At 45.1% G+C, this 13,456-nt stretch carries 11 protein-coding genes and 1 pseudogene; 9 read left to right on the top strand and 3 right to left on the bottom strand.

Annotated elements, in window-relative coordinates; genetic code table 11:
* Positions 1–10 precede the first annotated feature (10 nt).
* Complete coding sequence (locus tag ACUUHJ_RS25330; protein ID WP_472300275.1) at positions 11–535, bottom strand: DinB family protein; 525 nt, start codon at positions 533–535, stop codon at positions 11–13.
* 160 nt (positions 536–695) lie between these two features.
* On the opposite strand from ACUUHJ_RS25330, the gene ACUUHJ_RS25325 reads away from it, so the two are divergent.
* The 8 genes and pseudogenes from ACUUHJ_RS25325 to ACUUHJ_RS25290 all read left to right on the top strand — a co-directional run bounded on the left by ACUUHJ_RS25325 (position 696) and on the right by ACUUHJ_RS25290 (position 9,831).
* Positions 696–1,994 carry a hypothetical protein gene (locus tag ACUUHJ_RS25325; RefSeq protein ID WP_472300273.1) on the top strand — a complete coding sequence of 433 codons (1,299 nt, stop codon included), beginning with the start codon at positions 696–698 and terminating at the stop codon, positions 1,992–1,994.
* Between the two features lie 231 nt (positions 1,995–2,225).
* Positions 2,226–3,455, top strand: coding sequence for an MFS transporter (locus tag ACUUHJ_RS25320; protein ID WP_289674338.1), 1,230 nt, complete (start codon positions 2,226–2,228; stop codon positions 3,453–3,455).
* Positions 3,456–3,480: 25 nt separating this feature from the next.
* The gene (locus ACUUHJ_RS25315; protein WP_289674337.1) at positions 3,481–4,902 is read left to right on the top strand and encodes a M20 family metallopeptidase; all 1,422 of its coding nucleotides are present in this window, start codon (positions 3,481–3,483) and stop codon (positions 4,900–4,902) included.
* Positions 4,903–4,921: 19 nt separating this feature from the next.
* On the top strand, positions 4,922–5,905 hold the full coding sequence (locus ACUUHJ_RS25310) for a glutaminase (protein ID WP_472300271.1): 984 nt from the start codon (positions 4,922–4,924) through the stop codon (positions 5,903–5,905).
* A gap of 131 nt (positions 5,906–6,036) precedes the next feature.
* A complete protein-coding gene (locus ACUUHJ_RS25305; RefSeq protein ID WP_472300269.1) occupies positions 6,037–7,002 on the top strand; it encodes a carbohydrate kinase family protein in 966 nt (321 codons plus the stop codon).
* A gap of 11 nt (positions 7,003–7,013) precedes the next feature.
* On the top strand, positions 7,014–7,907 hold the full coding sequence (locus tag ACUUHJ_RS25300; protein ID WP_472300267.1) for an AEC family transporter: 894 nt from the start codon (positions 7,014–7,016) through the stop codon (positions 7,905–7,907).
* Between the two features lie 29 nt (positions 7,908–7,936).
* The gene (locus ACUUHJ_RS25295) at positions 7,937–8,713 is read left to right on the top strand and encodes a GNAT family N-acetyltransferase (RefSeq protein WP_472300266.1); all 777 of its coding nucleotides are present in this window, start codon (positions 7,937–7,939) and stop codon (positions 8,711–8,713) included.
* A gap of 186 nt (positions 8,714–8,899) precedes the next feature.
* Positions 8,900–9,831 (top strand): annotated as a pseudogene (locus tag ACUUHJ_RS25290) (aldo/keto reductase).
* A gap of 224 nt (positions 9,832–10,055) precedes the next feature.
* On the opposite strand, the gene ACUUHJ_RS25285 reads toward ACUUHJ_RS25290, so the two are convergent.
* The gene (locus tag ACUUHJ_RS25285; protein ID WP_289673754.1) at positions 10,056–11,270 is read right to left on the bottom strand and encodes an IS256 family transposase; all 1,215 of its coding nucleotides are present in this window, start codon (positions 11,268–11,270) and stop codon (positions 10,056–10,058) included.
* A gap of 417 nt (positions 11,271–11,687) precedes the next feature.
* Positions 11,688–11,963 carry a hypothetical protein gene (locus ACUUHJ_RS25280; protein ID WP_472300264.1) on the bottom strand — a complete coding sequence of 92 codons (276 nt, stop codon included), beginning with the start codon at positions 11,961–11,963 and terminating at the stop codon, positions 11,688–11,690.
* A gap of 640 nt (positions 11,964–12,603) precedes the next feature.
* Between ACUUHJ_RS25280 and ACUUHJ_RS25275 the strand changes: the two genes are divergently transcribed.
* Positions 12,604–13,335 carry a DUF3800 domain-containing protein gene (locus ACUUHJ_RS25275; protein WP_472300263.1) on the top strand — a complete coding sequence of 244 codons (732 nt, stop codon included), beginning with the start codon at positions 12,604–12,606 and terminating at the stop codon, positions 13,333–13,335.
* Positions 13,336–13,456: the final 121 nt, after the last annotated feature.

Genomic DNA, 13,456 nt, shown 5'->3' with positions numbered 1-13,456 from the left:
GCGATGTCAATTATTTGTTCAGAATACCTAAATATTCGCTCCATGGCCCTACATCAGCCGTGTACCTTTTTGCCATGACCCGTACGATTTGCGCCGTATGCGTTAAATCGTGAACGACCCACGTAGAGAGCAATTCTCGTACTTTTACGACGCCAAAAGCAGGATGGAGTCCGGTTAATTCCAGATGCTTTTCCGGTTCCACGAGCGTTCGCAGCTTGGCTATGTTTTGGGCTCGAAGCGTTTTGAAGTCCAGCAGCTTTTGTTCGAACGGTCTAACCGAGTTGTCCTGTAAGTGAGCGTACCGATCAAAGGGAGGAAACGGTTTACTCTCTCCCTCTTGCAGAATGATTTCCAGACGTGGGAGCCAATTCGTTTTCTCAGCTTCAATAAGGTGTTCGATCACTTCGGTGGCATTCCAGGTGTCGTCGCCTTCGTTGTGCAGCAACCACCCATCCGATAAGCCTGTTAACAAGGATTCCAACGCTTGTGGCGTACGCGCTAGAACCTCAATCGCTTCATCCAGATTGAAATTCATGGTACGACTCCTTTCGGTAGGGAATCCGGAGTTATTCGCTTTTCACCGATGTTATCCCTTCCCATTTGTTTGGAGAAGGGTGGATTTGTTTGTGTGAATCTGTATAGAATGGTCGTAAGCAAAGGCTCGTCTAAATAGAAACGCAGAGGTTGATAGATGGATGTTTAAAATCGGCGTGGTTGGTCCCAAGCAATCGGTAGAAAGGATTCTTGCGGTTGCAAAGGAATTCGAGGAAGGAATGAATTTTGTTCCGTATCCGTATACAGAGACAAAAGAGACAGAAAAAATCGTCTTGGAAAATGACCAGTACGTGGATCATTGGCTTTTTTCCGGACCGATTCCGTACCTGATTGCCAAGCAAGCATTAGATGACGACAAGCGGATGGAACATATTTACCCGACGGAGTCTAGCATCTATAAAGGCTTTTTGGAAATGGTCTACACCCATCGGAAATTAATCGATCGCGTCAGTATCGATATGCTTTTATCCACAAAATTCATGGAAGATTCTCTCCACAGTATCAACATCTCTGTGAGCGATATGTATATGAAGACGTTCGAAGCTACGATCGATCCGCAGGAGCTGCTCGATTTTCATCTTGCGCTATGGAATGAGAAAAAGACAGACGCTGCCATGACCTGTTATCCGACCGTCTATCAAGCGCTCGTAGAAGCTGGTATCCCAGCTTATTGGATCTCGCCCAGCCATATGGAGATCCAGCAAACGGTACGCGTGTTTGTGGAGAAAGTGCGGACATCGTATTTCAAGGATACACAAATCGGGATCGAGATGATTGAGGTCGAGCAATTTGACAGAATCAAGGAAAGTGCAAAGACCCCGTATCATTTGCAATATTTGGAGCTGCGTATTAAGCAAGCCTTGATCAAGCTGTGCGAGCAGGTGGATGGATCACTTCTGGAGCAAGGGAATGGCCGATACGTCATCTACAGTACGCGCGGAACAATTCACAAAGAGATTCCTACCTTGCAAAACACAGTGGAGTTTTTGGCGAAGGAAGCAGATACGACGGTCGCTGTCGGAATCGGTTTTGGAGAGACGGCTTTTGCAGCAGAGATGAATGCCCACCGTGCATTGCGCCAATCGAAGGAAAAAGCAGCGCGTGATATTGTCATGATTCAGGATGACGGAACGATTGTGGAGTGGGTCGGTCAGGAAGAGGAGCTCGTCTACTCGTATCGTGCTGACGATGATGAGGTTTTGGAAAAGCTGAAAAAGGGGAACATCAGCGTCAAAAGCTATAAAAAGCTCGATGCCTTGCTGCAAAAAATGGGTTGGGCCGATTTCACGACAAAGGACCTAGCTAAATATTTACAAATGAGCGAGCGAAATGCACAGCGAATCGTCGCGGATTTGTGCGCCGTTGAGCTGGCGGAAAGCTCAGGGGAGGAATCGCAATCAACGCGAGGAAGACCCGTCAAACGATACCGACTTTTGTAAGCACCTGTTACGGGTGCTTTTTTCATTGCCAAGAACGGAATGGTAAAAAAAACGTTGCCAATAGTCTCAACATTTCGTAGAGTATATATAACGACATGTCGTAATATATGCGGTAAATAACGGAGCTGGACCATATTTGCGCGAATCGTCAGTTATCGAACGAGATGAATGCGCTTTCGCCAAAATGAAAGACTAGCTTAGTCATGCATCTAGAAGGAGGTATCCACACATATGGTATCAGCACGCACGAGAAACTGGATTTTAGCGTTACTCTTTTTAGGCTGGGCATTAGGGAACCTGGATCGATACGTCATGAACTATGCCATTTTGTCGATCACAGAAGACTTGCAGTTGAGTGCTTCATCTACGGGATTATTGCTCAGTAGTTTTTTTGCGGGTTATGCACTCATGCAAATGCCTGGAGGTTGGCTGGCAGACCGATTTGGTGCCAGAAAAGTACTCATCGCTTCTGTTGTCATGTGGTCTATTTTTACGGGGCTAACCGGAGCCGCTTGGTCTATGGCTTCGATGATTCTCATCCGCTTTCTCTTCGGGATTGGCGAAGGTGGTTTCCAACCAGCCAGCTCGAAGATTATCGCTACTATCTTTCCTGTCAAGGAACGCTCGCGAGCCATGTCCGTGATGCTCTCCTCTAGTGCGATTGTTGGACTTTTCTCTCCGATTTTATCCGTTTGGATGATTCAAACCATGGGCTGGCGAACTATGTTCCTCGCCATTGGAGCTATTGGCGCCATCATTGCTTTCCTGTTTTGGCGCTATATTACACTTCCACAAGCAGAATCCGCAACGAATACAACTGGCTCCGATCAACCAAAAACCTCAGTGGCGATGCTGTTTAAAACACCACTGCTTTGGAGTCTGTTAATCGCTTACTTTAGCATTTATGCAGTAAACTGGGGCCTCGTAACCTGGATGCCAACTTATTTGAGCAAAGTACGTGGACTGGATATGATTTCACTCGGCTGGCTGCAAACGATCCCAGGCTTCGCTACTTTGGTGGGTATTTATGTGAGTGGCTATGTACTGGACAAGCTGCCTAAAGGTCGCGAAAAAATTATTGGTAGTTTCTCCTGTGTGGTAGTGGCGGTCCTCTTGTACTTCATGTTTACTGCATCGAGCGTGACGATGTTTATTACGTATCAAGCAATTGTGTCGCTGTTCCTTTCCTTTGTGATCATTCTGTTGCCATCTGTTGTCCTGAAAAATCTTCCGGCTGCCGTAGCGGGAACAGGGATGGGCATCGTGAATACAGGAGGACAGCTAGCTGGGTTTATCACGCCGATGGCGATTGGTTTTATCGTAGAAGCGTTTAACGGTTCATTTGATGCAGCGTTCTGGATGCTGATCGGCTTCGCGGTCATCTGCATTGGCGCACTATTATCGTTGAACTATGAAAAAGGCGAGCTGTTGAAGCAAAACGCCGACAGTGCATCCGCCTGAACATCGAGAGAAAGGAGTGTATGAAATGAACAGAACCGAGATCATTTCAGCGTTAATTGAACAAAAAAGAGATGCGTTTATTCGCGTTAGCGATAAAATTTGGGAAACACCAGAGATTTACTTCGAGGAGCATCGTTCTGCCGAGTACTTGTGTCAAGCGCTGGCAGCAGAGGGCTTTGAAGTGGAGAAAGGAATCGCTGGATTGAATACTGGCTTTGTTGCCAGCTTCGGAAGCGGCAAGCCCGTCGTAGCCATTCTGGGCGAGTATGATGCGCTCGCAGGCTTGAGCCAGAAAAAAGGCGCCATTAATCATGATCCGATTGTCACTGACGGTCATGGACATGGTTGCGGACATAATCTCCTAGGGGCTGGAGCGTTGGCAGCAGCGGTTGGTATTAAGGATTACATGGAGCAAACCGGCTTACAGGGTACAGTTCGTTACTATGGGTGCCCAGCAGAAGAAGCGGGCTCTGGAAAAGCGTATTTGGCAAGAGCCGGCGTATTTACTGACGTAGATTTTGCACTCTCCTGGCACCCTGCGACAACGCCAAGCATCATGAACATTAGCTCGCTTGCGAATTACTCCGTTCGTTTCCAGTTTCACGGAAAAAGCGCGCATGCAGCCGCCGCTCCGCATTTGGGACGCAGTGCCTTGGATGCCGTGGAACTGATGAACGTAGGCGTGAACTACATGCGAGAGCATATGATTCCGGAAGCACGGGTTCACTACGCGATTACAAATACAGGTGGAATTTCGCCAAACGTCGTCCAGCCGTTTGCGGAGGTCGTCTACTTGATTCGCGCTCCGAAAAAGCAGCAAGTGAAGGAACTGTATGAAAGAGTCTACGACATCGCACGGGGAGCCGCCTTGATGACGGGAACCACTATGGAAGCGGTGTTTGAGGGGACAGCTTCTGATCTCGTGCCGAATACGGTATTAGCAAAGCTCATGCACAAACATCTGGTTAAAGTCGGCGTACCTACGTACGATGAAGCAGACCAACAATATGCCAAACAAATTCAGGCAACGTTAACAGCTGAGGATATGAGAGCTTCGTTGTTCGGGTTGGATCGTGAAACAGCGAAGCAACTGAAGGACAAAGCAATTGCGGATGTGATTGGGCCACTATCAACGCACGAGCTTACGCTTGCCGGGTCTACGGATGTAGGAGATGTCAGTTGGCAGGTTCCGACGATGCAGTGCATGACGACGTGCTGGGCACTGGGAACGCCTTTCCATACGTGGCAGGTCGTCTCGCAAGGGGCCATGCCTATCGCACACAAGGGAATGCTGCAAGCAGGTAAAGTCATGGCTGCTACAGCGATCGAGGCGATGGAAAACCCGGCGCTGATCGAACAGGCAAAAGCCGAATTGCAGGAACGTTTGGAAGGAGAAGAATATTTCTCGCTCATTCCCGACGATGTTCAACCACCTCAAAAAGCGTAAATCGATGGTGAAAAGGAAGTTGGTTAGTCAAGTGGCGCAGCAAACAAGAACGAGCGAAACAGACTGCTTGGAACAATGGATCGAGCAATATCGCGGGGAGTCCAGCAAGGGAAAATGTGCTGCTTATATCCCTGCTTTGAAAGAGGCTGACCCAACACAGCTAGGGATCTGTGTGATGGGGCCAGATGGACAAATCAGCAGGGCAGGCAACTACGATGCTCCTTTCACCCTGCAAAGCATATCCAAAGTCATTAGCTTTCTCGCAGCATGCACGCACCACGGGATTGCGAATGTATTGGAGCAGGTGGATGTAGAGCCCACGGGAGACGCATTTGATTCGATGGTTCGGCTGGAAATGCATAAGCCGGGCAGGCCGTTTAATCCGATGATCAACGCAGGAGCCATTACGGTTTCTTCCTTGTTGCAGGGGAACGGAGTCCAGGAGAAATTTCGTTCCTTCCAAGACATGGTCGAGCGCATGACAGGACGCAAGCATCCGATCAACGAGGAAGTGTATCACTCCGAGTGGCAAACGGCCAACCGCAATCGTTCCCTCGCCTACTATCTTGCAGCTACTGGCTTTTTGGCTTGTCCGGTAGAGGATGCTTTGGATGTGTACATTCGGCAATGCTCTCTGGAGGTAACGGCGGAGGGCATTGCAAAAATCGGCTTGATCCTGGCCTATGATGGCTATGATCCGATAGGCAAGGAACAGCTTTTCGGCAAAGAACTGGCTCGTGTAACCAAAGCACTGATGGTTACATGCGGCATGTACAACGCTTCCGGCAATTTTGCCGCTTTTGTGGGGGTACCAGCGAAAAGTGGCGTGTCAGGAGGCATTATGGCTGCCATACCACCGCGTGGGCGTTCAGTGGAGCTGCCTTTTGCTGGCGGCTGCGGAATTGGTGTGTATGGCCCTGCAATTGACCCGTACGGAAACAGCGTAGCAGGGGTAGCACTGCTCAAGCATATGGCAAGTGAGTGGGATTTGACGATCTATTAAAAAGAAATGGCTAGAGATCACAGATTATGTCTGGATCTTTAGCCATTTCTTTTTACAGCCGCTGGCTTTCATTGGCAAAAAAAAGAACCTGTGACATACTGGAGCTATCACGGTCATCGGAGGAAATCAACATGGTAGATGTGGTTGCATGTGGAGAGTTATTGATTGATTTTACACCTGTACAGCAGAAGGAAAAGCCGGGCAGCATTGCATTTGAGCAAAACCCTGGAGGAGCGCCTGCCAATGTACTTGCCACTCTGTCGCGCTTTGGGAAACGGACTTCCTTTATCGGTGCGGTAGGAAACGATGTGTTTGGGCGTTTTTTGCAACAGACTTTAATCCGACTGAATATTGGCACAGAAGGGCTCGTACTCACGGAGGAAGCGCCTACGACGTTGGCTTTTGTCCATCTCGATGAGACAGGCGATCGTTCTTTTCACTTTTACCGTAATCCGGGTGCGGACATGATGCTGCGGGAGCAAGACGTGAACGAGGCGCTGATTGCTCAGGCAGCGATTTTTCATTTCGGTACGCTGTCCTTGACGCATGAGCCAGCCCGATCAGCAACCTGGAAAGCAGTCGAGTACGCCAAACAGCATCAGCGGCTCCTTTCATTTGACCCGAATATTCGAGCGTCCTTATGGGCGGATCTGGAGGAAGCAAAGGCGTTGGCCCTCAAAGGAATGGCGCAGGCAGATATCGTCAAGCTGTCTGAGGAAGAGCTGGCTTTTCTCGTGGGGAGCGAGGATGTCGTGGAAGCGACAGCGTGGATGCTGGGGCAATATGATCTGCAAGCTGTTTTTGTCACGTTGGGGGAAAAGGGGTGTTTTTACCGTACACGAAATCATTTCGGCACAGTCGGTGGCTTTCAAGTAACCGCGATCGATACGACTGGCGCGGGAGACGCGTTTGTGGGCGCGCTGCTCTATCAGCTTCTTGAGGTGGGGGAAAGTATGCTGGATATCCTACAAGCCACGTTAGAGGACATGGTGCGCTTTGCGAATGCCGCAGCTGCACTCACGACAACGAGATTAGGTGCCATTCCCGCCATACCTACGCTGTCCGAAGTAAAAAGCTTCATAGAAGCAGCGCGGTAAGGGGAAGAATCATGATTTTTTTGGAAGTCATCCTGCCCGTCCTACTCATTTTTCTTAGCGGCTATATTTTGCAGCGCATTTTCAAAATGGATTTGAAACCGATCTCTTCCCTGGCGATTTACATCTTGTCGACGGCACTCGTTTTTCGTACGTTTTACAAAACAGAGCTCGACTTGCAATTATTTTATATCGTGGTGATTTCGCTGCTTTTGCTGGCCGCTCTCGTTGTGATCACGCAATTGACGGCACGCATGTTCAAATACAACAAGCAACAGGAAAGCGCACTGATGCTCGCGACCGCCTTCATGAACAGTGGCAATTATGGAACGCCGATTATTTTGTTTGCCTTCGGGGAGGCCGGCTTTACGTATGCGGTGCAAATCATGGTTTTCCACTCGATCATGATGGGCGTATTCGGCGTGTATTTTGCCTCTCGAGGCGGGAATGGGATGGGGACGGCCATCAAGGCGATTTTCAAACAGCCGTCCAATTACGCTGTGGTTCTCGCAATTTTGCTACAACAGCTGCAAATCGTCATCCCGCAAAGCTACTACCAGGCGATTGATCTCGTTGCACAGGCGGCGATTCCAGTTGTGATGCTCATCTTGGGCATGCAGCTCGCCAATGTTTCTACCAAAGCGCTAGAGTGGCAGGGACTCAGTGCTGCGAGCGTCATTCGGCTAGTGGCGTCACCACTTTTGGCGTACCTCATCTGTCTGTTATTCCCGATTGATCCGCTTCTGCAAAAGGTATTGGTCGTTCTGGCAGCCATGCCTTCTGCCGCCACTACAGCGATCTATGCGATCCAATTCAACATGCGACCGCAATTCGTCTCCAGCAGCGTGTTGGTTACGACAGTGATCAGTATAGGAACATTAACGTTTTTGCTAAACATTTTGCACTAGTCCTGATGTGGACAAGGGAGGATGAAAACATGAACAAGACAGAAGTATTGCGGCTTTTTGACAAAGAGATGAGGCTGGAAATCACCTATCCGCCCCTTCGCCGGGAGGAGACAGAACACCTCGTTCGTCACGTCTCACCCACCCCGGATGATTCTGGAGTCGTCTTGTATTCCAGGCTGTCTGAAGAAAATGCAGAGGAAGTGATCAAGCAGGAACTCGAATATTTCTCGAGTCTTCAGCAATCCTTTGAGTGGAAGCTTTTTGACTATGACCAACCGGCTAATTTGCTTGAGAGGCTGAAAGGTCATGGTTTTACAGTTGATGAGGAGGAAGCGACGCTTGTGTTGGAGGTGGCGCAGGCAGAGGAGTTACGAAGCCTTGTCATTCCGCCAGAGATACGGCAAATCACCGACGCGGCGGGCATTGATGATATCATGCACTTGAAGGAGCAGATATGGGGCAGTGCTAATGAGGAGCTTGCTGCGAGATTAAAACGGGATTTGGCCGAAAATCCTGAGCAGCTGCTCGTTTACGCTGCGTACAATGGCAATCAGGTAGTGAGCGCTGCTTGGATGTACTTGCATGAGGATACGTCTTTTGGCAGTCTGTGGGGAGGCTCTACTTTGCCTGACTTCCGAAACAAAGGCTATTATACAGCCCTCGTAGCAGTCAGGGTACAAGCAGCACAGGAACGCGGGTATCCGCTGTTGATGGTGGATGCGAGTCCGATGAGTCGACCGATTTTGGAGAAAAAGGGCTTTAAATTTCTCGCCTATTCTTATCCTTGTTTTTATAAGTATAAATAGTATCCGCGGTAAAGGAAGCTGCCCGTTGTTGTGAGGGGCAGCTTTTGTAGTTGCAGAGATACGTATATGCAAAAAAAACATTTTACACTTGAAGCTTACGTAACGTAATGAATTATGCTGTAAATACCGGTAAAAACCTCGCGCGAAACGTACGCTAAGCATCAAAATGAGAGGGAGTTGAAGAGAATGATGAAACAAACACGAATTGGTAAAACAGATTTAGTTGTCAATTCAATCGGACTTGGAACAAGCGCTGTAGGTGGCCACAATATTTATCCGAATTTAAATGAAGAAGTAGGAAAAGATTTGGTGCGGGCTGCGATCAACCATGGAGTGAATTTTTTAGATACAGCGTTTTTTTATGGAACAGGACGTTCAGAGGAGCTAATAGGTGAAGTGATAAAAGAAGCAGGAAAGCGGCATGAACTCATCCTTGCAACAAAAGGTGGCCTTACACTTGTCGGCAATGATGTTACCATGGATAATTCACCTGCTTATTTAAAACAAGCCGTTGAAGATAGTTTGAAAAGGCTACAAACAGATTACATAGATTTATTTTATATTCATGCTCCAGATCAGGATACACCAAAAGATGAGGCGGTTGGAGTCTTAAAACGGCTAAAGGACGAAGGTAAAATCAGAGCAATTGGCGTTTCTAACTTCTCACTGGAACAATTGAAAGAAGCAAATAAGGATGGATATGTCGATGTAATACAGGGAAACTACAATTTGCTGCAGCGTGAAGCAGAACAAGAATTCTTTCCATATACGACAGAGAATAATATCTCGTTTATTCCATACTTTCCACTAGCATCAGGCTTGCTTGCCGGTAAATACAAGAAGGATATGACATTCAATGATCTACGCAAAGATATGCCTCACTTCCAGGGCGAAAGATTTAAAAAAAATCTAGAAAAGGTAGAGCAGCTCCGTGAAATTGCAAATAAAAAAATGCCGAAGTTGCCCATATAGTCCTTGCTTGGTATTTCACACATGATTCAATTGAGGTTGTCATTCCCGGAGCACAAAGAGCAGAGCAAGTGCTGGATAATTTAAAAACAGTAAACGTCTACCTGACAGAAGAAGAAATCAACGAAATTGATCGTATTTTTAAATAGGTCTCTGTGGCGAATCTTCTTACTACTACCCTTTCGTATTAGGAGGTTAGGGGTCTGTCAAGATTTTTGTGTAAACTCAATCAACCGATATATGAAAAGGTTTCATCCCCCTAATTGGGACCTCTTTTTCGAAGCCAATAGAGTCAAGGGCGTAAGGCGAAGCGAACCCTTGACGCATTGGTGGAGAGAAAGATAATCCCTTCGGGGATGAAGCCTTTCATTTGTTACCGAATGTACGGCTGTACTCGATCTTCAAAGAAAACGGATAGCTGCAAGAGAATCTGTCCCCAGTTCTGGACGCGTCCCGTCCACTTTCGCAGAACATCCATGGTCACGAGATATAGCATCTTCAGAAGGGCATCGTCTGTGGGAAACATGGCTTTTCCCTTTGTCACTTTTCGGAGCTGTCGATGATAACTCTCGATGACGTTGGTTGTATAGATCAGCTTTCGAATCTCTGGGGGATATTTAAAGAAAGTCGCAATCTCATCCCAGTTATTTCGCCAGGAACGAACCATCAAGGGATATTTACTGCCCCAGGCTTGTTCAAATTGCTCGAGTTCTTCCAATGCAGCTTGCTCCGTTGGAGCCTTATAGATGGGTTTCAGTTCGGACGTAATCTTTTTTAGATCCTTATAGGAAACATACTTGATGGAGTTTCGGATTTGATGGATGACACATTTCTGAATCTCCGTCTTCGGATAACATGCTGAAATGGCTTCTGTAAAGCCTCGAAGGTTATCGACGCTCGTAATGAGAATATCCTGCACTCCACGATTTCTCAGTTCATTGAGTACATGCAGCCAGAATTTTGCTGATTCATTCTCCCCAATCCAGATCCCGAGCACATCTTTATGACCGTCAAGGTCAATACCAATGACCATATAGGCGGCTTTATTGACGATAGCTCCGTCCTGTTTTACCTTAAAGTGAATGGCGTCAAGGAAAACAACAGCATAAACCGCTTGTAAGGGGCGATTTTGCCACTCTTTGATCATCGGTACAATCTTATTCGTTACATTGGATATGAGCGTTGGTGAGACTTCGATGCCATAGAGCTGTTGCAGATGGTCTTGGATATCGCGTGTGGATACGCCTTTGGCATAGAGGGCGAGAATTTGATCTTCGATCCCTGTCACATTGGATTGATGTTTCTTTACAATGTTCGGCTCAAAATCACCCTCTCGATCTCGAGGGACTTGGATGTCAACATCCCCGTACTCAGAACGGACGGTTTTCTTGCTATACCCATTGCGGCTGTTGGTTGTCCGCTTGTTTTTCATGTCATGCTTGGCGTATCCAAGAGAGGACTCGATTTCAGCTTCCAGCATTTCTTGGATCGTGTCTGCGAATAGATCCTTTAACGCTGACTGCACGTCGTCCACTGACTTCATGTTTTTCTCTTTGATCCACTGCTTGATCTGCTCTTTTGACATCATAAAAATCTCCCAACCTTTCTACTCCTAATTGTAGTTTAGAGGTTGAGAGTTTACACAAAATATTTTACAGACTCGAGGTTAGCCAGTTTTTACTGGTTAACCTCCTTAGTTAAACAACTTTACCGTTACTTGTGATACGGTTCACCGAGTTTTGAACAACGACAACGCCCCCCCAGACCGAGACCGTTGACGTCACTTATTTACGCTTGAGCAAGTTTTGAAGAACATGAACGAAAAAGCTGCGCTTGTCTAAAGAACACCGTAGCTTTTAAATAGAGTCATATTTCCTTATTTTCCATAAGCTTCAGTACATCTTTTTCGTAGTTTCCAACAAATCATTTTCATAATCTAAATTGTAAAAAATATAAATTTCTTCTGAGTTATAAGGGAATCTAGCTAATGCTCCTCCTTCTGAAGTCAAATACTGAAAAGTTTTATACGAAGATGTGTATCAACTTTTAACGGGATAGTTTGAGATTCAACTGCTATATAATCAACTTTCACGTCACCACCAACTACATTTTCTCTTTGTAAATTGATTCCACCCAGCCATTCAAAGTAACCATCATCTCCTATCTTAGAAGGTAAAAATTCTGTTTTGAATGGGGGAATCAGGATTTTCAGTATCGAATTGTTTCCAATGATATCAGCATCTTTCTTTGGTTTACTGCCACCATACTTTAGCTCTTGCAATTATTCCTGAAAATAATCCCGACCAAACATTTAGAAAGCAATAAGCATCGTAAACATCGATATCATATTTTTGGGTTTTTGAAATATTGCATCTACAAGTTCCTGTGAATATGTACTTTTTTTAAATTCTTTAGAGTCTTAAACAACAATTTCCTGTACTCTGGTTGTTTAATAATCAGGTCATCAACAACTTCTTTAATCGTTTGCTCAATAATAGTTCCAGCCATTTAGAATCACCCCTGTAATTTGAAAACATCCCATTTTTTCACATAGATAGAAAAGATACTATTAACCCATAATTAATAAATATAAACTATGCATTCACTTAGTTAATTGATCGATCATAAGTTTTCAACCATATGCCTAAGCATCAACTGATTTGTCAAATCTCTTGTAATTCACTTTGTTCCTTTAGAGTTTGTTTATACACGTATGCTCTAAATTTTTTGTTCAATTAAATCTATCTGCAACAACTTTCCTCCTTATTACTCCAATAGAGTAATCAAAACTGTTAACTTTTCCACTTATAGTTGCCGTAACTTATGATAAGGTTCGCAACTACAATATTTCTAATCATTCTACTAAATATTACAAAGGTCTAGTATAATTAGATTATTGAGGGGCTTTTGGGGGAAAGGAAATGGACAATTACTATTTATTTCTAGATGAATCAAAACCAAATGGAAGCAATATAAACCATTTATGTTTAGCCGGTTTAATTATAAAACAAGAAACATATGAAAAAGAAATTATTACTGAAGTTAAGTCACTAAAAACCAAAATATTTGGTAGTACCGAGGTTATTTTACATGAAACAGAGGTTAGAAAAGCACAAGATGAATATTCAAATATGCGTATAAGAGAAAAACGTGAAGAATTTTGGCAAGGTATGGAGCGAATTTTCTCCAATTTTCCTGTAACCACAATTGGTGCTTCTATTCACTTAAATGATTATAAAACCTTTTATCCTGAAAACCATTTAAATGATGAGTATTTTATTGTATTGCAAATAGTCCTTGAAAATTTTGTTCATTTTTTATGGCAAAACAGAGGGAGGGGATCGGTTTACATTGAATCTACAAATCCAACAGATGACACAAAATTAAGAAACCTCTATCATAAAATCATAGCAAATGGAACTCTTTATTTTAGCCCAAATGCTTTCCAAGAAAAGCTATTGAATATTAATTTTCTTATTAAAGCAGATAACAATATTGGTCTCCAATTAGCTGACTTTATACCTGGAACCTTAAATCGCGCGTGCAATGGTTTAGAACCTAAAAAACCAAGTATAGCTCATCTTGTAGAAAGTAACCTTTATGATGGACAACAAGGTCTACAAAAGCGATTTGGCTTTAAAATCTTACCCTAAATTTTATTGACATTTATCTTTAGGCATAGTAATATAAGATTCGAGGTATACGATAGTTTTCCTCAAAATGAAATTAGAATGTGGGAATTACGATAGTTCTTCGCACATTTATTGTAAGATA

This window comes from Brevibacillus schisleri (assembly GCF_055685845.1).
The sequence above is the reverse complement of the archived record's forward strand: the minus strand, read 5'-3'. Positions and strand labels throughout refer to the sequence as shown.

Coding starts and splice junctions, on each gene's coding strand:
- ACUUHJ_RS25330 (WP_472300275.1), bottom strand. CDS start 535: ATGAATTTCAATCTGGATGAAGCGATTGAGGTTCTAGCGCGTACGCCA.
- ACUUHJ_RS25325 (WP_472300273.1), top strand. CDS start 696: ATGTTTAAAATCGGCGTGGTTGGTCCCAAGCAATCGGTAGAAAGGATT.
- ACUUHJ_RS25320 (WP_289674338.1), top strand. CDS start 2,226: ATGGTATCAGCACGCACGAGAAACTGGATTTTAGCGTTACTCTTTTTA.
- ACUUHJ_RS25315 (WP_289674337.1), top strand. CDS start 3,481: ATGAACAGAACCGAGATCATTTCAGCGTTAATTGAACAAAAAAGAGAT.
- ACUUHJ_RS25305 (WP_472300269.1), top strand. CDS start 6,037: ATGGTAGATGTGGTTGCATGTGGAGAGTTATTGATTGATTTTACACCT.
- ACUUHJ_RS25300 (WP_472300267.1), top strand. CDS start 7,014: ATGATTTTTTTGGAAGTCATCCTGCCCGTCCTACTCATTTTTCTTAGC.
- ACUUHJ_RS25295 (WP_472300266.1), top strand. CDS start 7,937: ATGAACAAGACAGAAGTATTGCGGCTTTTTGACAAAGAGATGAGGCTG.
- ACUUHJ_RS25285 (WP_289673754.1), bottom strand. CDS start 11,270: ATGATGTCAAAAGAGCAGATCAAGCAGTGGATCAAAGAGAAAAACATG.
- ACUUHJ_RS25275 (WP_472300263.1), top strand. CDS start 12,604: ATGGACAATTACTATTTATTTCTAGATGAATCAAAACCAAATGGAAGC.